At 40.2% G+C, this 22,568-nt stretch carries 21 protein-coding genes; 5 read left to right on the forward strand and 16 right to left on the reverse strand.

What is annotated here, in order from left to right:
- Positions 1-32 precede the first annotated feature (32 nt).
- On the forward strand, positions 33-1,070 hold the full coding sequence (gene lpxK, locus JWR61_RS17170; protein WP_301929010.1) for a tetraacyldisaccharide 4'-kinase: 1,038 nt from the start codon (positions 33-35) through the stop codon (positions 1,068-1,070).
- A 14-nt stretch (positions 1,071-1,084) separates the two neighbouring features.
- Here lpxK and JWR61_RS17175 read toward each other — a convergent pair whose 3' ends face one another.
- From JWR61_RS17175 to gyrA, 4 genes are all read right to left on the reverse strand, one after another.
- Positions 1,085-2,551, reverse strand: a complete 1,467-nt coding sequence (locus tag JWR61_RS17175; RefSeq protein WP_301928977.1) for a DEAD/DEAH box helicase — start codon at positions 2,549-2,551, stop codon at positions 1,085-1,087.
- Positions 2,517-3,269: a hypothetical protein gene (locus JWR61_RS17180; RefSeq protein ID WP_301928978.1), complete on the reverse strand. Its 753-nt coding sequence runs from the start codon at positions 3,267-3,269 to the stop codon at positions 2,517-2,519. Before JWR61_RS17180 ends, JWR61_RS17175 begins: the two co-directional genes overlap by 35 nt.
- Positions 3,270-3,312: 43 nt before the next feature.
- Positions 3,313-4,512 (reverse strand): hypothetical protein, encoded by a 1,200-nt coding sequence (locus JWR61_RS17185; RefSeq protein WP_301928979.1) that lies wholly within the window; start codon positions 4,510-4,512, stop codon positions 3,313-3,315.
- 1,912 nt (positions 4,513-6,424) lie between these two features.
- Positions 6,425-9,064 (reverse strand): DNA gyrase subunit A, encoded by a 2,640-nt coding sequence (gene gyrA, locus JWR61_RS17190; RefSeq protein WP_301928980.1) that lies wholly within the window; start codon positions 9,062-9,064, stop codon positions 6,425-6,427.
- Positions 9,065-9,311: 247 nt separating this feature from the next.
- On the opposite strand from gyrA, the gene JWR61_RS17195 reads away from it, so the two are divergent.
- On the forward strand, positions 9,312-10,589 hold the full coding sequence (locus tag JWR61_RS17195) for a saccharopine dehydrogenase C-terminal domain-containing protein (protein WP_301928981.1): 1,278 nt from the start codon (positions 9,312-9,314) through the stop codon (positions 10,587-10,589).
- Between the two features lie 12 nt (positions 10,590-10,601).
- Here JWR61_RS17195 and JWR61_RS17200 read toward each other — a convergent pair whose 3' ends face one another.
- The 3 genes from JWR61_RS17200 to JWR61_RS28290 are packed head-to-tail and all read right to left on the reverse strand — an operon-like array spanning position 10,602 to position 12,118.
- Positions 10,602-11,288, reverse strand: a complete 687-nt coding sequence (locus JWR61_RS17200; protein WP_301928982.1) for an NAD-dependent deacylase — start codon at positions 11,286-11,288, stop codon at positions 10,602-10,604.
- A 9-nt stretch (positions 11,289-11,297) separates the two neighbouring features.
- Entirely contained in the window at positions 11,298-11,801 is a 504-nt protein-coding gene (locus JWR61_RS17205) for a DUF4349 domain-containing protein (protein WP_367881812.1), read from the reverse strand.
- On the reverse strand, positions 11,777-12,118 hold the full coding sequence (locus JWR61_RS28290) for a DUF4349 domain-containing protein (protein WP_367881813.1): 342 nt from the start codon (positions 12,116-12,118) through the stop codon (positions 11,777-11,779). The genes JWR61_RS17205 and JWR61_RS28290 overlap by 25 nt, the downstream gene beginning before the upstream one ends.
- A gap of 253 nt (positions 12,119-12,371) precedes the next feature.
- Here JWR61_RS28290 and JWR61_RS17210 point away from each other — a divergent pair, with 253 nt between their 5' ends.
- Complete coding sequence (locus JWR61_RS17210; protein ID WP_301928983.1) at positions 12,372-12,629, forward strand: hypothetical protein; 258 nt, start codon at positions 12,372-12,374, stop codon at positions 12,627-12,629.
- Positions 12,630-12,685: 56 nt separating this feature from the next.
- On the opposite strand, the gene JWR61_RS17215 is transcribed toward JWR61_RS17210, so the two are convergent.
- From JWR61_RS17215 to pdhA, 6 genes are all read right to left on the reverse strand, one after another.
- On the reverse strand, positions 12,686-14,152 hold the full coding sequence (locus tag JWR61_RS17215; protein ID WP_301928984.1) for a S41 family peptidase: 1,467 nt from the start codon (positions 14,150-14,152) through the stop codon (positions 12,686-12,688).
- Between the two features lie 137 nt (positions 14,153-14,289).
- The gene (locus JWR61_RS17220) at positions 14,290-14,700 is read right to left on the reverse strand and encodes an EVE domain-containing protein (RefSeq protein WP_301928985.1); all 411 of its coding nucleotides are present in this window, start codon (positions 14,698-14,700) and stop codon (positions 14,290-14,292) included.
- Positions 14,701-14,752: 52 nt separating this feature from the next.
- The gene (locus JWR61_RS17225) at positions 14,753-15,475 is read right to left on the reverse strand and encodes a (Fe-S)-binding protein (RefSeq protein WP_301928986.1); all 723 of its coding nucleotides are present in this window, start codon (positions 15,473-15,475) and stop codon (positions 14,753-14,755) included.
- Positions 15,476-15,535: 60 nt separating this feature from the next.
- On the reverse strand, positions 15,536-16,030 hold the full coding sequence (gene ribH, locus JWR61_RS17230) for a 6,7-dimethyl-8-ribityllumazine synthase (protein ID WP_301928987.1): 495 nt from the start codon (positions 16,028-16,030) through the stop codon (positions 15,536-15,538).
- A gap of 6 nt (positions 16,031-16,036) precedes the next feature.
- Complete coding sequence (locus JWR61_RS17235; RefSeq protein WP_301928988.1) at positions 16,037-16,759, reverse strand: tetratricopeptide repeat protein; 723 nt, start codon at positions 16,757-16,759, stop codon at positions 16,037-16,039.
- An 82-nt stretch (positions 16,760-16,841) separates the two neighbouring features.
- Positions 16,842-17,834 carry a pyruvate dehydrogenase (acetyl-transferring) E1 component subunit alpha gene (gene pdhA / locus JWR61_RS17240; protein ID WP_290338931.1) on the reverse strand — a complete coding sequence of 331 codons (993 nt, stop codon included), beginning with the start codon at positions 17,832-17,834 and terminating at the stop codon, positions 16,842-16,844.
- Positions 17,835-18,181: 347 nt separating this feature from the next.
- On the opposite strand from pdhA, the gene JWR61_RS17245 reads away from it, so the two are divergent.
- Both JWR61_RS17245 and JWR61_RS17250 read left to right on the forward strand, forming a co-directional pair.
- A complete protein-coding gene (locus JWR61_RS17245) occupies positions 18,182-19,318 on the forward strand; it encodes a DNA replication/repair protein RecF (RefSeq protein WP_301928989.1) in 1,137 nt (378 codons plus the stop codon).
- Positions 19,319-19,423: 105 nt separating this feature from the next.
- On the forward strand, positions 19,424-19,705 hold the full coding sequence (locus JWR61_RS17250) for a DUF721 domain-containing protein (protein WP_301928990.1): 282 nt from the start codon (positions 19,424-19,426) through the stop codon (positions 19,703-19,705).
- Between the two features lie 12 nt (positions 19,706-19,717).
- Here JWR61_RS17250 and JWR61_RS17255 read toward each other — a convergent pair whose 3' ends face one another.
- The 3 genes from JWR61_RS17255 to JWR61_RS17265 form a co-directional block, all read right to left on the reverse strand.
- Entirely contained in the window at positions 19,718-20,761 is a 1,044-nt protein-coding gene (locus JWR61_RS17255; RefSeq protein ID WP_301928991.1) for an ABC transporter permease, read from the reverse strand.
- 68 nt (positions 20,762-20,829) lie between these two features.
- Entirely contained in the window at positions 20,830-21,948 is a 1,119-nt protein-coding gene (locus JWR61_RS17260; RefSeq protein ID WP_301928992.1) for a BT_3928 family protein, read from the reverse strand.
- 48 nt (positions 21,949-21,996) lie between these two features.
- A complete protein-coding gene (locus JWR61_RS17265) occupies positions 21,997-22,545 on the reverse strand; it encodes a DUF1599 domain-containing protein (RefSeq protein WP_301928993.1) in 549 nt (182 codons plus the stop codon).
- Positions 22,546-22,568 lie beyond the last annotated feature (23 nt).

A 22,568-nucleotide genomic window follows, 5' to 3' on the forward strand; every position in this document is an offset into this window, starting at 1 on the left:
TTTATTTATTGCTAAAAAGTTTCCGATATCTGTTGCTGCCTTTATCATTTTTGTATGGAATGATATTATGGATTAGAAACAAATTGTTTGATAAAAATTATCTCAAATCTGCTTCCTTTAATTTTCCAGTTATATGCGTGGGTAACCTGGCCGTAGGTGGAACCGGGAAAACGCCCATGGTGGAATATTTGTTGCGGTTTTTAAAAAATGATTACGCGACAGCTACTATCAGCCGGGGTTATAAAAGAAAAACCAAAGGTTACGGACTGGCGGATGAGAATACAACGGCGCTTGATATAGGAGATGAACCAATGCAATTTCATTTAAAATTTCCCGATGTGAGCGTAGCTGTAGGTGAAGAAAGGCTGGAAGCAATACCGCAATTGTTGCATGACAGACCAGGGACGCAGGTAATCATTCTGGACGACGCTTTTCAGCACAGGCAGGTAACCGCCGGCTTAAATATATTACTGACGGACTACAACAATTTATATACCCGTGATTTTATATTGCCGGGCGGTGATTTGAGAGATATTAAATCAAGCGCTGCCCGTGCGCAAATTATTGTTGTGACAAAATGCAGGCGGAACCTGGAAGAAGCCGAAAGAGACCAGATTATAAAAGAATTGAAACCTTCGCCAAATCAACAGGTTTTTTTTACTGAGATCATTTATGGAACGCCCTATCATCTTTTTTCAAAAGTACCATCAGCAATTTCACATAGCACTGATGTGTTACTGATTTGTGGTATCGCCAATCCCAAACCGCTGAAAGATTTTTTAACAACGCAGGTGCATACCTATGATATGCTGCGTTATCCGGATCATCATATTTTTGACAGTGGTGACCTTGCTGAAATAAAAAAGCAGTTTAGTAAAATCGCTTCTGAGAATAAAATTATTTTAACCACTGAAAAAGATGGTGTGAGGTTGAAGAAATTTGAAAATGAACTGAAAGAGTTACCAGTGTTTGTATTGCCCGTACAACATGCGTTTATGTTTAACCAGTCTGAAGCATTTTGCAACACAGTCACTGATTTTATTGCTTCTTTTAAACCAAAAGAAAACTGAAGTTGAGAGCAAACTTATTTTGCTACCGCAATTTTTACTTTTTTATTTTTTATCTTTTCGTCTTTAATCAACTCCAGAACGGAGCCTGCTTTTAACTTCCGCACCGCGACAAAAGAAAAGAAATCTTTCACTTCTATTAAACCGATGTCATCTTTTTTTAGCAGCCCTTTATTCGATAAGAAACCTACGATATCAATTTTATTGACTTTGTCTTTTTTACCTGCTGCTATAAATAAAGTGCTCCATTTGGGTTTTTCTGGCAACTCAATTCTTTCTGGCAATTCAATGGCTTCTGTGTTGCCTGTTATATAGTTCGGCAGTTTTTCATCTTCAGACAAAATCAATACTGATTTACCACCGGCATCCATACGGGCGGTTCTGCCGTTGCGATGAGTGTACACATCTGCTGTAGGTGGCAGGTGAAAGTGAATGATATATTTTATATCCGGAATATCAAGTCCACGGGAAGCCAGGTCAGTTGTAACCAATACATTGGAAGTACCATTTTTGAATTTGCACATGGCACTTTCCCTTTCCTGCTGTTCCATTCCTCCATGGTAAAATACATTCACAATTCCCTTTTCTTTTAAAAAATGACTGGTGCGTTCTACCGATTCACGGTGATTACAGAATACGATCATTGATTTGTTACCTATGGAACAAATCAGGCGGAACAAAGTTTCAACTTTATCCTTGTCGGGCGATAGCACGGTTCTTACAACGAGTTCGTCGGCTGCAGGTTTTTCGGAAGGCGATAAAAAATTCAGTCTTGCTGGTGAAACCATTCCGATAAAATCCGGAATGCGAACAGCTTCGGTTGCCGAAGTCAGGATTCTTTTCTTTACCGATGGAAGGGCGCCAACAATGAAAGACATTTCCTCCAGGAAACCCAGCTCCAGCGATTTATCAAATTCGTCCAACACCAATGTAGTGATGGCGCCGGTTTCAAAATTATTCCGTCGGATATGATCTGCTACACGGCCGGGTGTACCAATAATAACTGCAGGCGATTGCACCAGGTTATTCTCTTCAGTTTCTCTTTTATGTCCGCCATAGCAAACGGTAACCTTGTAGCCGGTCGCCATTTTTCTGAACACTTCATCAATTTGAATGGCCAGTTCACGGGACGGAACTAATATGAGCGCCTGGACACTTTTATTTTGTTTTGTAAGTAATTGCACTACAGGAAGCAGAAATGCCAGTGTTTTTCCAGAACCGGTCGATGACAGCAACAATACGTTGTCGTTTTCTTCATTGGCCTTTAGTGCAGCGTGCTGCATTTCATTTAGCGCCGCTATTTGCAGATTGGCCAGTATCTTTTCTGTAGGTATATTATTGTGTTGCATTCCGGTAAAAGTAATCTTTGTACCAGTAAGTGCAAAAAATAGAAGGCAGGAAGCTAAATAACTGATGCCCCACACGGGGATGATGGGGGTAATAATTTGTTTACTCCGTAAAATGAACAGCAAACTTACAGCCATAAGTACCCGGTGTAAAAGTGAAAGTGCCCGATTTAAGGGGCTTTCCTGAGCCGGTTAGCATAACACTTTGTTGACCATTGGCCGCAAATTTTCCGGTGACCGAAAATAGCACGCCATTTACTGCATTACTGCTTACGGAATAGGTTCCTGCGGTAGTCACTGATACTTTTAGTAAAACGGTGTTGGCAGCATTGAGCGCAGTGCCCACAATATAAGTGCCGCTTACCACCGGGGCAATGCAACTGTCGGGTGCTCCGTTTAAGGTAAACTGGGCAACACCGGTTGACTTAGCAGTAAAAGATATAGAAAATGCACATCCGGCAAAACCTGGTATGAAGTTAAAACTGCCTGCTGTTACAGGTGTTCCCGATCCTGTCAAAATAATATTTTGTGATCCTGTGGAAGTAAACTCGCCCGAACCACTAAAGATAACTCCATTGATATTGGCGGTTGCCAGGGTGTAAGAACCAATAGAGTCAACTGTAACCTTTAATGTAATGGTATTTTGATTGTTGAGGGCAGTTCCGGCATTATAGGTACCACTGATTAAAGCCCCGGTGCAGGAATTGGCACCGCCTGCAAATTTAAATTTAGCAGAGCCGCCACCTGTACCGGGTGTAAGTATGCTGGTGGAAGGAAAATTCAATTCTTTCTGGCAGGAAGCAAATGACAGCGCTCCAAGAAGCAATAACAAGAGCCGGGATAATTTTTTGTTCATTTTAATTGGTTATTTTACAGATTATCAGTACCGGCATGTACATCTATTGCACCGGCACATTGAATATGCCATCCGTAATTACTTTTGTATCGCCCCCGGCAGCACCCGTATCACTCATTGTACCACTAAAGGTTCCTTGCACCCTGGTAGCAGTTTTATTGGTTATTTTTATTGTAAATGGGGTATACACAATAGACGACACTGCGCTCCAACTTGATAAGGACGCATTGGTATAAGATACCAGGTAAAGTTTACCGGCACTTAAGCTGTTTACGTCAAAAATATCTCCGGTTACAATAGCTGCGGTAACTTTAGTCAAAGACATTTCGATCTTTTCCTCAGAACCGGCAGCAATGCCGGCGGTAATATCCAACGCGAAAGTTGCCGGAACCGGAGGCTGAGCAGGCGTACTGACCTCTGAAGTCGATGCCAAATAGCCAAACGTGGTTGTAATTCCATTTATTTTACATCTTATATAGTCTGCTGGTAAAGGATCAGCAGGTGCCACCACCACAGTAAATGAGCATCCGTTGTTACCGGGTGAATAATTAAAAGGGCCGGAAGTAATGGGCGTTCCGGTTGCAGTCAGGCTTATGGTCTGCAAGCCTGTTTGGGTAAAAGTACCGGAACCGCCGAAACTAATTCCATTATTGGGTAAAGTTGCAAGCGACCATGTACCCGCTTTTGTAACATTTACCTGTATACCGTCTACGGTATTGGCACTGGTAGGCAATTCGCCGACTATATAAGTTCCATGAACAGTTACTGCTTTGCAGGCATTGGGGGCATCGGGAAATGTGAAAACTGATGTAGCAGCAGAACCTTCGGTAACAACAACTTGAAATGCGCAGCCATTTGAACCTGGTATATAGGTAAATGAACCCGGCGACACTGGTGTACCAACAGCAAGTAAATTTAAATTTTGAACACCCGTCGCTGAAAATGTGCCCGAGCCTTTGAAAGTAATGCCGTTGACAGTGGCGGTTGAAATAATAAAAGTACCAGCTGTTTGCACATTTACCTGAAGTGTTACTGTGTTACTAATAGTAACGGCAGTACCTGCGACATAAGTACCCTTAATATTGGGCGTTGTACAATTTTGAAGACCGGCGTAGGAGTAGACGGCGGTTCCTGAATTTGTACCTGTGGTAAATGCTCCGGATTCTCTGCTATATTCTTTGTCGCAGGAAGCAAAAAGCAAAATACATATACAGGACAACAGTAAAAACAAGTTGCTTTTCATAGAAAATAAACATTGATAAGTTATCAGCTACAATGGAAAACTAGCCACTGTTTGCTTATAAAAGACCGACCGGAAGCCCGGTTGCTTCTTAATTCGTCGATCACTAACACCTGCAAAGGTAAACTAAGGGTTATGAACTTTATGTACAACCTATGATAAAAACAAGCCTTTTGCTAATTTTAAAACCAACAACATTTTAAATTTACTTTTTTAAAAGTGTAGAATTATTGCAGTGTAAGATGTTAATGATATTAGAAAACAATAATGTATTATTTGCGTTTTTATTGTGTAGATCAAGTCTTATTTGTCCCCATATTTCTAAAACTATATAGTTTGGTTTCTATTGGCTGGAATACAAAATATTGAAAGAAAGGTATAAATCTCCAAAACTAATATAAAACCTTATAATTAATATTATGTTAAACAGGCGCACAGGCCTTTCTTCCCCTGCCCACGTTTTATTTTTTTCCCCTTGCCACTGGCGGATGGATTGTAGCGGTGGAGTACGTTTTATTTTTGCTGTCCTTATTATAAAGCTAATCAGGTACAGAAATTTGACACGGACGGTCCTTTACAAATTGTAATCTATTTTTTAATTTTGTATAGCCTTAAATGTCACTCAACATATGGAAAACGATTCGCTCAAGTTCACTGTATTAAAATGGATGATCAGGGTAACCGTCATGGCCATTGCATTCCTGTCAGTGCTCTATATTGCCGCAACTGTTGGCTGGAATTAATAATGAGGTGTTCCATCAAAGCCGGACAGGCTTATTCTAACGGTCTTTTATTTACAAGTAGTAGTGATTCTTGTCACAGCATTAAGCTGAGCTTTTAATTTCGCGATTTTGCAAAAAAAGTATTCCGAATCTCGTAATAAATAATCCGTCTTTCACCTGTTACTTTACACTGGTTTTCATAGGATATTGGACAAAAAACGGGGCGGTGTTTCAACACCAGCCCCTCTTTTATTTAAGAACTGTTTTTTTTGAGCGCCGACGGCAACCTGACTTCCTTTAAAAACTTTCCAAGTTTGGTTGCAATACCGGCTAAAATATTTCGTTAGACATTTGTTAATGCCTCATAATTCATGTTGTAAATTGTTTTAGCCTCTGTGACAGCAGAGGCTTTTTTACTAAAAGATGCCAAATTTATGAATGAAGATTTACTGACGCTGACACTCCTGAAGTGGTTAGTCAGATTTGCTGCTGTTTCCCTGGTACTCCTCATTGCTTACCTTGCCTACGATATAACAATGGCAGGAAATTAACTTCCCCGCTTTTGCTATAACGAAATCTTACCGCTCATAAAAATTGATAATTGTTATGTTGACAATTAACTTATTTTTGTACAAATATTCAAAGTGTCACTATAAATTATATTGGTATAGCAGCTAAGTAATGTGAAGACTTTTCCCGGCATTTTTCTAATTGCCGGGTTTTTATTTAAATAGCGCTATTCAGGCCCACCCGTTCTGCGCCAAAAATTCATCTAATTGAGAAGGATATTCTTTTTTTACATTAACTAAATATTTAGATAACTAGTTATAAAATAATGATTATCAGCATTTTAATTTGTTACGTTTCTAATTAGCCATTCTCATTTTGTACGTCCACCAACAATTCAAAAATCAATTTTTAAACTATAAATAGGAAAATTAGTAGGCTGATAATCAAGAAATAAATTACCATATTTATTATTTAATTTTAGATAATAACACCTACTTGGAATTAAATCACTATAAATAGCTCCTAATTCTATGATTATCAATTATTATACAATATTTTATAATTTATTTATGACGGAGTTTGATTAAAGTGAAGCAATAAAATCCCGTTCACGACTGCGATGACTAAAAACAGGCTGCCACGTTACCGCAACAGCCTGTTTTATTTCAAATAAATTCTATAAATTATTCAGTATCAGCATCCGACGCTTCTTCCGAATTTGGAGTATCAGTTGTATCTGTATCGGCTTTATCCTGATCTTGATTTTCAGCTGGAGTTATAAGTTCAGTTTCCTCCTCTTTTTCATCCAGTTTGGTAATGGCGGCAATTTCATCACCTTCATCTACCCTGATCAGTTTTACACCTTGTGTCGCACGGCCCTGTTCACTTACGCTTGCAACACTCATTCGTATAGTTACGCCACTTACGCAGGTTATCATCAAATCTTCCTTTTCTGATACATCCAGCAGCCCTACCAGCGATCCTGTTTTTTCTGTAACACTGATAGTTTTAACGCCTTTTCCACCCCTGTTCGTAACACGGTAATTTGCTTCACCGGTTTCAGGATCGTCCAGGTAAGTACGTTTGCCATATCCTTTTTCGCTCACTACCAGTATCGTCCTGGTTTTATCTTCCCGGTTTACGCAGACCATACCAACCACCGCATCATGATCATTGTCCACTTCTATACCGTAAACCCCAATGCCCCCACGACCGGTAGAACGCACTTTCTCTTCGGGAAAACGTATTGCCCTTCCACTCTTCACAGCCATGATGATTTCACAATTGCCATCCGTTAATTTAGCTTCCAGCAGCTGATCACCTTCCAGGATGTTAATGGCATTAATACCATTCTGTCTTGGGCGACTGAAATCTTCCAGATCCGTTTTTTTGATAATACCTTTTTTTGTACAGAGCAATATATAGTGGCTGTTAACATAGTCCTTATCGTCAAAATTCTTCACATCAATAATTGCCCTTACGGTATCATCCGGCGGTATTTGTATCATATTCTGCAATGCCCTGCCCTTGCTGGTTTTATCCCCTTCAGGTATTTTATACACCGGCAGCCAGAAACATCTTCCTTTTTCTGTAAAAAATAATAAAGTATGATGTGTAGAGGCTACAAACAGGTGCTCGATATAATCTTCCAGCCTGGTACTGCTTCCTTTGGCACCGCGGCCACCTCTTCGCTGTGAGCGGTATTCATCTGAAGAAGTTCTCTTGATGTAACCTAAATGCGAAATGGTAACCACTACATCTTCGTCTTCAATCAGGTCAAGCATGCCAATCTCATCATCCGCGTAAGTGATCTCAGATTTACGTTCGTCGCCAAATTTATTTTTGATTTCTGTTAATTCATCTTTAATGATCTGGTAGCGCATGCCTTCATTGGCAAGAATCTCTTCCAAACGTGCAATCAGTTTCATAATCTCAGCATGTTCTTCCCTGATCTTATCTATTTCCATACCAGTCAGGCGTTGTAAACGCAGTTCCAGTACGGCTTTTGCCTGTATCTCACTCATGCCGAAATTGCTAACCAAACCCTCCTGCGCCAGGTTAGGCGTAGATGATTCCCTGATGAGTTTTATCACCGCATCCAGGTTGTCAAGCGCAATGATATAACCTTCGAGGATATGCGCCCTTTCTCTTGCTTTGCGCAATTCATATTGCGTTCTCCGAACTACCACTTCATGGCGAAACTCAATGAACTCAACAATCAGTTCCTTTAAGTTTAAAACTCTCGGGCGGCCTTTTACCAGGGCCACATTATTGATACCATAAGAAGTTTGTAACTCAGTTAGTTTAAACAACTGGTTAATTACCACCTGCGCAACCACATCTTTTTTAAGTTCTACAACAATCCTGGTACCCTCCTTATTATTACTTTCGTTGTTTACGTCAGAAATGCCTTCGATAGCTTTGTCGTTAATAAGATCACCAATTTTTTGCGTAAGCATATCCCGGTTAACCTGGTAAGGCACCTGGGTGATGATGATTTTTTCCCTTCCTTTATTGTCGATTTCAATATTTGTTTTACCACGCAACACCACCCGTCCGCGACCCGTATGCAGCGCCTGCTTTACGCCTTCAAAGCCATAAATAATACCGCCTGTAGGAAAATCAGGGCCTTTTACAAAATGAATCAGCTCATCAATCGTAATCTCACGGTTATCGATGTAGGCAATACAACCATCCACTACTTCGCTCAAATTATGGGGCATCATGTTGGTAGCCATACCTACGGCAATACCGCTGGCGCCATTCACCAGTAAATGCGGAATGCGGGTTGGCAAAACCGTTGGCTCCTTTAAACTATCGTCAAAGTTCAGCTGGTAATCAACCGTCTCTTTTTCGATATCTTCCAGCATTGCTTCAGCAAACTTTTCAAATCTTACCTCGGTATAACGCATGGCAGCCGGCGGATCTCCATCCTGGCTACCAAAGTTTCCCTGTCCGTCGATCAGTGTATACCGCAAGCTCCAGTCCTGCGCCATACGCACCATCGTATCGTAAATAGAAGCATCGCCGTGAGGATGGTATTTACCCATTACTTCTCCCACAATACGGGCACTTTTTTTATACGGCTTATTGCTCGTGTTACCCAATTCACTCATACCGTATAAAACACGCCGGTGAACTGGTTTTAAACCATCCCGTACATCAGGCAATGCACGTCCTACAATCACACTCATGGAGTAGTCGATGTAGTTGGTTTTCATTTGTTCCTCAATATTAACAGGAATAATTCTTCCCCTGTTACTGGCTGCGCCGCCATCGTTTAACGGCAGGTCATTTGCGCCGGAATTGTCGTTGTTTTCCATATTATTTTGTAGGCTGCGAATGTACTGATTTTAAGCGGATTTTAGGCCTTAAAACAGGTGCTGAAACAACAATCTTTTCAACAATTTTTGCCATTTTGTGGACAACATATTACGGCATTTTGTATCACCAAATTTTGGGTTGTCAATTGATCAAAAAGTAGCCATTCTTTAAGCTGAAATGGCAAAGTTGATACGTTTAATTATTTCTCCTGTTTCAAATCGTTTACCTTGCAAAAAAAAAATTTACTTGAAAACAATCCTGCTGCTGGGCGCCGGCAAATCAGCTACCGTATTAATCAGCTACCTGTTAAAAGAAGCTGAAGCAAACAATTGGAAATTTATTATTGCGGATGCCAGTAAAGAGCAAATACTATCAAAAACCAACCATTCCCGTTTTGCTGAAGCGGTTCAGCTGGATATTACCAACGACAGGCAAAGGGAAATAATAATTCAGCGGGCACATGTAGTAATCTCCATGATGCCTCCTGCTCTGCATTTTTTAGTAGCTAAAGACTGTGTGGAATACAGAAAACACTTACTTACCGCATCCTACCTGGATAATAATATTAAAAGTCTGCGGGACGAAATAGCGCAAAGAAAACTATTGTTTATCTGCGAAGCAGGCCTTGACCCGGGCATTGACCACATGAGCGCCATGAAACTGATGGATGAAATAAAAACAGAGGGTGGCATCATAACCTCTTTTAAAAGTCATTGTGGCGGACTGGTAGCTCCCGAAAGTGATGACAATCCGTGGCATTATAAAATAAGCTGGAACCCCCGTAATGTGGTGCTGGCGGGTAAGGCTGGTGCGGAATACAAACTGGACAATACCATCCGGCATAAAAGTTATGAGGAACTTTTTGAAGATTGCCCTTGCGTGAATATTGATGGCATTGGTCCACTTGCTTTTTACCCCAACAGGGATTCTTTAAGTTACATTCCCTTGTATAAATTGAGTACAGTAGCTACTTTTATGAGAACGACGCTCAGGCATCCTTCATTTTGCACCGGATGGGATGCAATCGTAAAAGCAAATCTGGCAAATGCTGATATTGCTATCAACACAAATGACTTGAGCTTCGCCAAATGGTCATCTGCTGTTATACCATTTGTAAACGAACAAAATCGAATGATGCTTGAGTATCTTGGCCTGTTTGATGAAACACCTATACCAGGCACGGCCCGTACTTCTGCCGATGTATTACAATATTTGCTGGAGACCAGGTTAACTATGCAACCGCACGATAAGGACATGATAGTAATGCTGCATGAAATTGAATATGTTGTTGCTTATAAAACAATAAAGATGCAAAGCAGTCTTATTGTAAAAGGTGAAGATAGCCTGCATACAGCCATGGCTAAAACAGTAGGACTACCGCTCGGTATTGCCGCTAAACTGATATTAAGCGGAGCGCTTCAACTGACCGGTTTATATATTCCCAACATTAAAGAAATTTATGAGCCTTTATTACTAGAGCTGGAGCTGAATGGCATAAAGTTTAATGAAAAAATTGTTAAATGATTGCAGCCGAAATTATGGCTCAAGGTACTTTAGCAACTCCTTTACTCCTTCCGTTGCAGGCATTTCTATTACTGTCAGATTGGTATAATTGTTTATTGCCGGGCTTTTTTTATCGATGATAAATTTAGGCAAATAACGCGGTGCGTACTGCAACAAAGCCGCTGCAGGATAAACCTGTAAGGATGTTCCCACTACAACAAAGTAATCTGCATTCTGCACAATCCGTACGGCTTTTTCCATCATTGGCACTTCTTCTTCAAACCATACGATGTGCGGCCGCAACTGCATTCCGTCAGGAGCCATATCTCCTATTTTAATATCCCCTCTTATTTCGTAGACAGTATCACTATCCACCACACTCCTCATCTTGAAAATTTCGCCATGCAAATGCACCACGTTGGATGAACCTCCCCGTTCATGTAAATCATCAATGTTTTGTGTGACAATGGTCACATCGAAATCTTTCTCAAGAGCGGCAAGGCCGGTGTGGGCTGCATTGGGCATTGCGGCAGTAACGTCTCTCCTCCTGTCATTGTAAAAATCCAGCACCAGCTGTGGATTTTTTCTCCAGCCGCCGGGTGTCGCCACTTCGTATACGTCGTAACCATTCCACAAACCATCACTGTCCCTGAAAGTTTTTAAACCACTTTCTGCGCTGATGCCTGCACCCGATAAAACAACAATGTGCTTTTTATTCATTCAATAAATTTAGCGATTTTGTGCCACGATTTTTGAAGGTCTGAACTTTTTGTAACCTAAAAAGACGCCCGCAATGATAAGGAGTAAAGGCCATGCAGCTATCAGGCCAACCAGGATATCTGCGAGCGAGGAAGTGCCTGTTTTGAAAGCTGTGACTATACGGGTGAAAAAGCCGGGATTGGCAACAACGGGTATATATCCGTTGATGGGCTGATAAAAATTAAGATTGATAGTGCTGTAAGCAGACTGGTGCGATAGAAATTCCATCCTACCCGCTGCTGATTCTATTTCTTCCTGAATGCTGTTGATTTCAGTTTGTACCTGCAACACTTCTTCCATATTTTTTGATTGCTTTAAGAACTCCAGGTATTTTAACCGCATGCCTTTTTTGGCTTCAAGTCTCAATTTTGTGTCTACCATTTCGCCAGTAACATCTTCGGTTGAAATATTTCTTTCCAGTATCTTGTTTTTATTGCCTGGCAACTCATTCATAATATGGTCAAACTGGTCCACAGGCACTTTGATAACAACCGCGGCTTCCGTTTTTCATCAGTTGTATGCTGCTCCTCCTGTGCAACATAACCGCCGAAATGTTTGACTATGGTGTGGATATTATCATTGTATTGCTGAAAATTGCTGACTTCGATTTTGACATGAGCCGTTCTGATTATTTTTTTATTCCAATCAGGATTTGATACAGTTTTTACCTGCAATGGAACAGACGCTGTATCGGCATTTCCAACCTGCAATGTTCCGACCGGAATTTTTTCTTTTGCGGAAGTTTGGTTGTCTGAATGTTGTGACGGCGCCGCTTTTTTTAGTTCTGGCAACTGCGTATCTGTAAGGTTAAGTGTTTCTTTGCGATTCCTGTTGCAGGATGTCAGCAAAGCAAAAAATAAAGCGAAAGCAATAAGCAGTTTAGTGTTTATGGAAATAAGTTTAGAGTTATTAGATGCTTATTGATTTCATTTACATAAAGTGGTAACCAGACGGAAATGTTAATTGAAGACGACTATAAATAACTTTAGCATTTTCTTTAACATTGTGTAATAAACCACAATAACAAAATCATATCTTAACAACATGAAAAGAAACTCATTCCTTAAGGTTCTTGTTTTTTTACTGTTATCAGGAACCGCTGTGCAGGCACAGAGCAGCCAAACAGGTGCAAAAAAAGTAATAGCCGGTCATAGTGAGGAGGCCGACAAGATACAAGGCAAAAAAATACAGCAGGGAACACTGTCTGGCAATAAGATTGAAAAATTAGATGCCCCTGATGTAGTAAAACGAAAACCAACGAAAAAGATAGTTGCAAAAAAGAAGAAGATAAAGAAGCATTAATTTAACGGCATAAAAAAAAGGGGCTGCTTGCAGCCCTTTTTACAATACAATATTTTCTATCTCTGTTTTACCACGAACATACCGGTAAATTTATTGTCATATAATTTACTGTTCAACGGCTGGTATAATTTCTGTGCAGCCATTTGCCGTTGATTACTTTCATCAGTAGCATACCTGCCGAACGAGCCGGTGCTTATATATTTTAGAGCCGCCCCAAGGCATGGTTCAGTTTGATCGCCCCAATTTTTATTAACACCATCCGGGCTTAATTTATCAGGTGCAAAACCATCATAGTATTCAGCACTGCCTGCACTATTTACCGTTTTAAATGAAATAGGATAAATAGCGTAATTAAAAATGGAAATCGGGAAGAAGCCAACGGGTTTTCCATAAGTAGTATCTCCTATCAGTTTAACATCCATATACGGCCGCAGGTTATTAATCAGCAACTCACTGGCTGACGCTGTTTCACCGCTAACAATAAAAAATACACGGCTTAATATGTTTACACTACCTGCTTTTTCAAAAGTCTGGGTATTGTCTGCTGGTAAAAAAGACACATTGCTAAAGCCAGGCTTCCTTTTCAATAAAGGAAATTTACCGGCTGTTAATGAATCATTGAACATATAAGTATACATCGTTTGGCCATTGGCTGAAGCAGGCGCAATCAGGTCAGCAAAGGCATCCTGAGTAGAGGTAGAACCGCCATGATTGTAACGTAAATCAACCACCAGTTCATTGATACCCTTTGATGCAAAATCAGTAAACGCTGTGTTCAATTCTGTTACTGAGCCCGCGCCGAAAAACTGGTTAAACACTATATAGCCGGTTTTTTTTGCACCTGCGGTAATTACATCTGTATATAAAACAGAGTTGGCGGTAAATGCCGCTTTGGTCAGGTTCATGGCAACGGTGCTCCCATCTTGTTTTGTAAATGTGAAACTGGCAGAGGTTCCTGTTCCAAAGAATATATCATTCAAAATAGTCACGCTTGCGTCGTCATACCCGATGGCTGTATTATTGATCTTGCTGATATACCAGCCTCTTTGAACACCGGCGGTGCCGGAAGGAGAAGCTTTATAAACATACTCGACAAACCAATGAACGGAATCATATGGCAACGCTTTGTCCAGCGCAGCTGCTTTTATAAAAAAACCATAGTCTTCATCAGCGCCTGTCTGTATGGCATCAGAACCAGCCTGTGTCGTTACAAAACTATAACCATGTTTTTTATCCTGGGGTTGCAAAGCCCTTATTGCAGTCATTTCATTTTGGGCAGCTATCAGGTCAGTACTGCCTGTATATTGTCTTGGATTAAATGCGGCATAGGATGGTATTACTTCGTGCCACAGGTACACTTCTTTTGTGTACAGGTAAAGAGAGTCCATCAATAAATCCTTGGCGGTCGCTTTAACTGTAGTGGTGTCCGTTGGTGGAGTGGTTGTTCCGGGATTACTTTTTTTGCAGGACAATCCCAGCATCACAACCAGGGAAAGCCCAACCAGGTACTGATAAATTTTCATAATCTTGAATATTAATGTATGTTATAAAGATAAGCCTATTTTAAAAAAAAGATGTTAGGGGAAAGTTATTCGTTGGGCAGGTACTACTACCCTTTTTTAATAACGGCTAATACTGGTTTCAGGTTGTCCGCACTGGATCATTTTTCTCCTGCCAGTTCCATTATCACATTCCACTCTTGGTTTGTAACCGGTTGTACAGATAAACGGCCAAGCCTCACTAGGGCCATATTTTCAAGCCGCGGATCTGCCTTTACCTGTACCAATGTAACGGGTTTTTTTAATTTTTTAAAAGGTTTCAAATCCACCACCACCCACGCTTCTACATCTGTTGTGGGATCCTGATAAAATTCCTTCGTAACCTTTGCAATACCTACAATCTCCACTCCTTCATTGCTGTGGTAAAATAAAACCTGGTCGCCCTTTTTCATAGCTTGCAGGTTATTACGGGCAGCGTAATTGCGTACACCATCCCAGGTAGCTTGCTTGTCTTCCACAAACTTGTCCCAGCTATATTTAAAAGGTTCTGATTTTACCAGCCAGTATGCCATTGTATTGTATTAAAATAGTGATGAAGATTTGTCCGCAAACATAAATGTTTTTCTATTCCCATCCGCTTGCAAGTACATCTGCCAGATGCATTGTTTTAAGCGGCAGATTCTTTTCTTTAATATATCCATCCAGGTGCATCAGGCAGCTAAGATCAGTAGATATAACCAGGCTGGCGCCGGTAGCTATGGCATTCGTAACTTTTTGATCGGCCATACCAATGGATATGCCATCAAACTTTACCGCAAACGTACCACCGAAACCGCAGCATGTTTCCACGTCATTCATTTCAGTCAGCTGCAGACCTTTTACATGGCTTAATAATTTGCGGGGGCCATCTTTGATCTTGCATTCTCTCAGGGCTGCACAACTATCGTGGTAAGTAGCGATAATATTTAAAGAAGCACCAAGGTTTTCAACCTGGAGAACATCCGTTAAAAATTCAGAAAATTCAAAAATGCGATTGCTTATATTATCTGCCTTTTGCAATTCTTCCTCACCGGTAAATAATTTCTTGTAATAATTTTTTACAAAACCTACACAGCTGGCACTGGGTGCCACAATATAGTCAGCCGTATCAAAGTCTCTTAAAAATTTCGTGCAGACAGCTTTGGCCTCGTCCCAAAAACCAGCATTAAAAGCAGGCTGGCCGCAGCAAGTCTGATTGGTGTTATACCCCACTTCACATCCAGCTTTCTCCAGCACTTTAAGCATGTTAAAAGCCGTTTCGGGATATAGCTGATCAACAAAACAAGGTATAAATAACTGAACTTTCATATTGTAGTTCGTAACGGCAAAGCAGGTTAACAGATTAGAAAATGGACTTACTGGACTGGACTATATAGAAAAACTGTACTTTAATGCAATCATCTTTAAGGCCGTTACCGCAGCTTCTTCGCCTTTATGGCCATGTATGCCCCCGGTTCTTTCATCCACCTGTTGCTGGTTATCCGTTGTAAGCACGCCAAATATAGTCGGTACAGGTAGCAGTAGATTTACCTGTAACACACCTTCTGTTATGGCTTTGCACACGTAATCAAAATGCGGAGTGCCACCGCGTATTACGCAACCAAGCGCTATAAACGCAAAAGGCTTATCATCTTTGTATTTATGTGCGTCCCAGTAATTTTTAATACAAAAGGGAATCTCAAATGCACCAGGCACGGTGATAATTTTATAGGGCACTTTATTTTCAGCTAATACTTTCGTACATCCGGCTTCCAATTTATCAATAGACGCTGCATTCCACTCAGTACGCACAATAACTACACAGGCACCCTTTGGTAGTTGGATGCCTGCTGTTGAATATAAATTTTCTGTCGAAATTGCCATGTGTAATTATTTAGTAACCCCTAACCGTGCAAGGTATTTTTCAACCGGAAAATCAATCCTGTTATCTCTTAAAAAAGCAGGTGTGATCTCATCTTTTATCTGCTGATAAAAATCAATTGCTTCTTTTGTTTTGCCAGTTGCCTCGCAAAATAAAGCCGCTCTTGATAAAGATAAAAATCGGGTAGATTCATCTTTTGCATCAGCTACATCAATCGCTTTTTTATAATAGTTCAACGCCTCGTCATTTTGTTTTAATTCGGAGTAGGCGTCGCCCAGCATCCTGTAACAGGCACTTTGCGGCTGTTTACTGCTGGTAGAAAATTCTTTCAGGTGTTTAACCGCGTTGTTGAAATCTTTATTATGCAGGTAACAAGCACCTGCTATAAAATGGGCTCTTTTACCAGCAGCTGTGCCGCTATAATTCCCTGCTACTTTTAACACACCCGTTATACCGTTGCCGCCGTTTAACACGATGCCGATAGAATCTTTATTAAATCCAAGCTGTGTCATCTTATCAAACAACTGCTCAGCGGGAAAAATTTGTTCTGCAGATTTTGTTTCATTTGGAACCAGTATTAAGTTCTTATAACCAAGCCATCCTCCCGCAATCAAAATAATTGCACCGCCAACATAAATAATTGGTTTGCTGAATTTGGCCCAAAAGCCCTTTGCTTTTTCAACAATTTCATTCGTCTCCACTTCGGGAACTGTAACTTGCTTCTCTGCCATTTTTTTGTAGTTGTTTTAGCGCTGGTAAATTGATTGGAATTAAACGGAAACAAGGCCAGCGGATTATTTCCTGCGGTTAAAATTAGTCTGTTATAAAAGGATAATCCTGCTGTATATATACATCTTTCAGCAATTCATCATCGTTTGGCCAGGGACTTTCTTCTGCAAATTGCACACTGTCTTCAACCTGCACCTTTACGCGTTCGTTAATTACTTCAATGTCTTCTTCAGTTAATTTGTACTGCTCTTTTAATACTTTTAAAACATGGTCAATAGGGTCCCTGTCTTTATATTCTTCCACTTCGTCTTTGGTACGGTATTTTTGCGGATCGCTCATACTGTGTCCTTTATAGCGGTATGTTTTAATTTCAAGTAAAGTGGGACCGCCTTTTTCCCTTGCACGGTTTACTGCCCTTAATACCGCATTGTGTACTTCTTCAGGACTCATACCATCTACGCTGTCGCCAGGCATATCATAGGCATCGGCCAGTTTATATAAGTCCAGTACATTGCTGGTACGGGCAACGGACGTACCCATTGCATAGTTGTTATTTTCGCAAATAAATACTACCGGCAGTTTCCACAACATGGCCATATTAAATGTTTCATGCAACATACCCTGTCGGGCTGCACCATCACCGAAAAAGCACAATGCAACGTTGTTTGTACCACGATATTTTTCAGCAAAAGCCAACCCTGCTCCTGTTCCTATTTGTGCGCCTACAATACCATGACCACCAAAAAAGCCAACATCCACACCAAAAATGTGCATGCTTCCACCCTTGCCTTTACTGCACCCTGTTGCTTTTCCATACAATTCAGCCATGGTAGCTCTTGGCGTAACGCCCTTTGCGATAGCCAGTGCATGACAACGGTAAGCGGTGATAAATTTATCTTCAGCATTGGTTGCTGTCATACAGCCGGCAGCTACAGCTTCCTGGCCAATATATAAATGACAGAAGCCGCGAATTTTTTGCATTCCATACAACTGGCCGGTCTTTTCCTCAAAACGGCGCAATAAAAGCATTAGTTCGTACCAGTACAGGTAGGTTTCTTTTGAAAACTTTGTAGCCAATGGGTTATAATTTTAGGCTGCAAAGATAAGGGAGAAATTAATAAATTAAACAAGCTAAAAAGAAGCCGTTTTTGGAAGAATTTTAAGGCTTTAATTGTTATATTTTCAAGCTGTTATATCTTTTGAAACTTGAAATCTTATAAATATATTATCATTAAAGATTTAAATTAAGTGAGGATAACCGTGCTGTATAGATACTAGCACCACGCAGGTATAATATTTCAATCACAATTGGCAAATCATCACTTTCATTTAAGATGATTTCATAATGTCAGCTGGCTCAATTGGCAAGTGAGTTTATTTTATCATCGATAAACGCTACATCTTTTCATTTATCTTGCAACCGCATGTTCAGGCTTTCAAAAATAACCATCACACAATTTAAGAATTACGGTTTTTCCACTTTCAATTTTACAGAAAGGGTTATCGGCATATGTGGCCTGAACGGTCGCGGAAAAACAAATCTGCTGGATGCCATTTATTACCTCTGTTTTACAAAAAGTTATTTTACAAAAACTGACAGCCTGAATATTTCTTTTACAGCTGACGGATTCCGGCTGGAAGGTATAACCGCTCCTGTTGTCGCCGATTTGAAAATAAAGGATGATGAAAATAGCGCCGCAAATGCTGATAAAAATGGGTCCAATTCCATTGTTTGTGTTTTCAGAGGCGTTGGCAAAAAGGAACTCTTGCTAAATGGTGTACTCTACACCAAATTTTCTGAACACATCGGCAAGTTTCCGTGCGTAATAATAGCGCCGGATGACGTAGAAATGATAACCGGCGGAAGCGAAGAGCGCAGGCGGTTTATAGATACGGTGATTAGCCAGATGAATGCTGAATACCTGCAGCAACTGATTATTTACAACAAAGTAATGCAGCAACGTAACAGCCTGCTGAAGAAATTTGCCGAGCAAGGTAAAACAGACTGGACACTGCTGGAAGTGCTGGATGACCAGTTAGTGCAACCGGGTAAATATATTCATCAAAAAAGAATGGAATTTACTCAGCAACTAATTCCCCTGGTACAGCAGTTTTATCGGCAGATTGCGAACAATGCCGAAGTGGTTGACCTGCATTATGAAAGCCAGCTGAATGACAACGATTTTTTTGCTGTGTTAAATCAATTCCGTCAGAAAGATTTTATTTTACAACGTAGCAACGGCGGTATTCACAAGGATGATTTGACTATACAGTTAAACGGGCAGGTTTTTAAAACAACCGCATCGCAGGGGCAAAGAAAGAGTTTATTGTTTGCCTTAAAACTGGCGGAATTTGAATTACTGAAATTAAATAAAGGCTTTGCTCCACTGCTGTTATTAGATGATGTTTTTGAAAAATTGGATGAAACCCGGATGCAGAATTTATTGCACTGGGTTTGTAATAAAAACAATGGACAGGTTTTTATTACTGATACGCATAAAGAAAGACTGCAACGGGCTTTTGAAGGATTACAAAGTAATTACCAGGTTATTGAATTGTAGTGGCAAAAATTTGTAGTCCGATTAAAAATAGCACCTTATATCCAATAAAATAATAACCTGCCAAAAATCAGACAACGGCAATCTTCATAGCATTACCTTTGCCCTATGGGCGAATTTTCAATGCAGGATGCGATTCAGCAGTTTTTAAAGCAAAGCCGTTTAAAAAGCGGTATCCAGGCTTTAAGAATAGAGGATGTGTGGGAGCAAATTATGGGTAAAACAATTGCTAAATACACCGATAAAATTCAGATTGTCAATCAGACTTTATTTATCAGTAGCACGGTGGCCCAGTTAAAGCATGAGTTACTGTATCAAAAAGAAAAGATTATAGAAAGAGTCAATGAAGCCCTGGGCGAAAAAGTGATTAACGACGTTGTGATTAAGTAACTAATCCGATCCTTAAGTCCGCATTCTTGGGTCTGCAACGGCATACAAAATATCCGCAAAAATATTGATTACAATAAAAATACAAGCGCTTACCAGTACAGATCCCATTACTACGGGATAGTCCAATTTTTCCAGCGCATCTACTGTTATCTTTCCAATACCCTGCCAGCCAAAAATATATTCCACAAAAAAAGCGCCTGCCAATAATTCGGCAAACCATCCGGTTATAGCTGTTATTACCGGGTTCAGCGCATTGCGAAGCGCATGTTTAAAAATGATTGTTCTCTTGCTTAGCCCCTTTGCATAAGCTGTACGGATATAATCCTGCGATAATACATCCAGCATACTGCTGCGTGTGAGTTGGGTTATAATGGCCAGCGGACGGATACCCAATGTAAACGCCGGAAGAATTAAGTTTTTAAGGGTAATGTATTTTTCTCCGGTAACTTCATCCACTTCAAACCAGCTACCGGTTAAGTTTAGACCGGTAAAAGGGTGCAACACAACACCAAATAAATAGGCTATGATAATGGCCATAAAAAAAGAAGGCGCTGAAATACCTGCAATACTCGCTACCAACGCAGACGTGTCCAGCCAGGTACCTTTTTTTACTGCTGCAACAACGCCCAGTAAAATACCGGTGAATGTTGCAAAAAGCATCGCGGTTACGGCGAGTAATAAAGTGCCGGGTAATGCTTCCATTAATACCGTGCCCACTTTTTTCTTTGTTTGATAACTTGTGCGCAGGTAAGGAATCTTCACTCCTATTTTGGTGTTAGTTCCTAAAAAAAATCCCTTTAATTCTTTCTTTTTTATATCCGCTGCAGTATGCACGCAAAGCGGGCTTACATCATTAAGATACAAAAAAAGTTGTTTCCATTTGGGCTGGTCCAGGTAAAGATCTTTACGGATGTTATCCATTGTTTTTTTATCACCGGTTTGGCCAACGATCAGCCTTGCCGGATCGCCAAAACCCTGGAACATAAAAAACACCAGCACCACAATACCCAGCAGTATAAGGGAGGAATAAACCGTTTTCGTTACAAGGTGTTTCAAATAAAATGAATTATCTTTTGCGGACAATAAAATTGCCTGATGCTTTGGCTTGTTAAAGCAACATCATGTTACTTTAACGCCTCTTTAATATCGGCCCAGCTCCATTTATTTTGTACGACCGGCCCTTTCATTAAAAACAAAGTTGGGTTGGCCCGGGCTGCAGTTTTTATGGCGGTGGCATCACAAGTCAAAATCGGGATGCCGTTGTTATTGGTATTAAAAAATACAGTGGCTTTATCTTTATCAGCCGTTACAATATATAGCGGTCTTTTTTGTTGTTTTGATTTTTGCCATAGCGCAGTAAAATCTCCCGACCATTTGGAACTGCCTTCATCCAGTTCTTTTAAAAAGAAAAGATAGTACTCTCCTTCTTGACCAAGCACGCTTTCTGTAACATCCGCACCAGTTGTATCCGTTAAAGAGAAATCATTAATTTTAGGAACATTGTTGGATCCCTTTTTTATCAGGGTTTGCTTGCGGTCTGCATACGTCCAGGTACTATCGGGAAGTTTGTCAGGAGTAAATTCTTTCTTAACACCATCTTTTTGATAGACAAAAATATATTCAAACTGGTCGGGTATTGCATTAGGGGGCATCTTCCTTAATTCCAGTAAATTATTTCCCTTTTTATAAGGCAGGCAATCAGTTAAAGGTAAATGTTGCAATACATGCATTTGCAGCATGGATACGCCCATAATACTTAACAGCACAAGTACCAGCGGTAAAAAACCTTTGCCAACAGGAAGGATGTATTGTTGTTTGAATAAAAGAAAAATGATAAGCAGCAGCAGGATGATATCTTTTGTAAAAGTCTGGATGGGAGTAAGCGGAATGCAATCGCCAAAGCAGCCACAGGTAGCAATTTTACCACTAAATAGCACGTAACTGGTTAAAAAAGTAAAGAAGATCATTAACCACAATAAAAGCCGCAATGTTAGCTTTTTGTAAAAGCCTGCCAACAAAGCCACACCAAGTACTACTTCCAATGCAATCATTATAATAGAAAATAAAAAGGAATGATTGTACATCCAGTTCATCATAATGGTTGCGTAGCCTTCCCTGCCCCACACTTCAAAAAATTCCTGCATCTTGTAGGTCAATCCCAACGGGTCGATGGCTTTTACAAGGCCAGAAAAAATAAATAAAACACCTACAATAATTCTTGCAATAGTTACACTAATTTTCATACTTACTTTTTAATTGCTTACAGTCAACCCGATTATTTTCCGCACGGGTTATCTTGAATGTTTTCCCTCTTCAATCAATATCATGGCAAAAACGGCATAGTTCATAATGTCATAATAATTGGCATCAATACCTTCACTCATAATGGTGGCCCCTTTGTTCAATAAAATTTGTTTGATGCGCAACAGCTTTGTCAGTATAAGGTCTGCAAAACTTTCCTGGCTCATTTCCCTCCAGGCTTCTCCATAGTCATGATTTTTGTCCTGCATCAACTTTTTTGCTATAGCTATTTTCTGATCGTATAATTTAGCAACTTCTTCCAAAGGGAGATCTTCTGTTTCATCAGTTTGTTTGTCAAGCTGAATTAAACCAATCACAGCATAGTTTAATATCCCTTTGAATTCACTTAAAATATCATCGCCTATTTTCTGCACCCCTTTTTCCTGTATAGTGCGGATGCGTTTGGCCTTTATATAAATCTGATCGACTACTGAAATGGTACGGTAAACCCGCCATGATGTGCCATAGTCTTTTGTTTTCTTTAAAAAAATGTCCTCGCATGTTTTTATCGCTTCGTCGTACTGCTCGTTTGTGTTCATTGTTTGCGGAATGTATCTACTTT

The organism is Ferruginibacter sp. (assembly GCF_028288465.1).
In the GTDB taxonomy this organism is placed as follows: Bacteria; Bacteroidota; Bacteroidia; order Chitinophagales; family Chitinophagaceae; genus Ferruginibacter.

Bases quoted from the DNA above. Each gene is read 5' to 3' on its own strand.
- JWR61_RS17175 (WP_301928977.1), bottom strand. From the start codon at position 2,551: ATGGCTGTAAGTTTGCTGTTCATTTTACGGAGTAAACAAATTATTACC.
- JWR61_RS17180 (WP_301928978.1), bottom strand. From the start codon at position 3,269: ATGAACAAAAAATTATCCCGGCTCTTGTTATTGCTTCTTGGAGCGCTG.
- JWR61_RS17185 (WP_301928979.1), bottom strand. From the start codon at position 4,512: ATGAAAAGCAACTTGTTTTTACTGTTGTCCTGTATATGTATTTTGCTT.
- gyrA (WP_301928980.1), bottom strand. From the start codon at position 9,064: ATGGAAAACAACGACAATTCCGGCGCAAATGACCTGCCGTTAAACGAT.
- JWR61_RS17200 (WP_301928982.1), bottom strand. From the start codon at position 11,288: ATGAATAAAAAGCACATTGTTGTTTTATCGGGTGCAGGCATCAGCGCA.
- JWR61_RS17210 (WP_301928983.1), top strand. From the start codon at position 12,372: ATGAAAAGAAACTCATTCCTTAAGGTTCTTGTTTTTTTACTGTTATCA.
- JWR61_RS17215 (WP_301928984.1), bottom strand. From the start codon at position 14,152: ATGAAAATTTATCAGTACCTGGTTGGGCTTTCCCTGGTTGTGATGCTG.
- JWR61_RS17220 (WP_301928985.1), bottom strand. From the start codon at position 14,700: ATGGCATACTGGCTGGTAAAATCAGAACCTTTTAAATATAGCTGGGAC.
- JWR61_RS17225 (WP_301928986.1), bottom strand. From the start codon at position 15,475: ATGAAAGTTCAGTTATTTATACCTTGTTTTGTTGATCAGCTATATCCC.
- ribH (WP_301928987.1), bottom strand. From the start codon at position 16,030: ATGGCAATTTCGACAGAAAATTTATATTCAACAGCAGGCATCCAACTA.
- JWR61_RS17235 (WP_301928988.1), bottom strand. From the start codon at position 16,759: ATGGCAGAGAAGCAAGTTACAGTTCCCGAAGTGGAGACGAATGAAATT.
- JWR61_RS17245 (WP_301928989.1), top strand. From the start codon at position 18,182: ATGTTCAGGCTTTCAAAAATAACCATCACACAATTTAAGAATTACGGT.
- JWR61_RS17250 (WP_301928990.1), top strand. From the start codon at position 19,424: ATGGGCGAATTTTCAATGCAGGATGCGATTCAGCAGTTTTTAAAGCAA.
- JWR61_RS17260 (WP_301928992.1), bottom strand. From the start codon at position 21,948: ATGAAAATTAGTGTAACTATTGCAAGAATTATTGTAGGTGTTTTATTT.
- JWR61_RS17265 (WP_301928993.1), bottom strand. From the start codon at position 22,545: ATGAACACAAACGAGCAGTACGACGAAGCGATAAAAACATGCGAGGAC.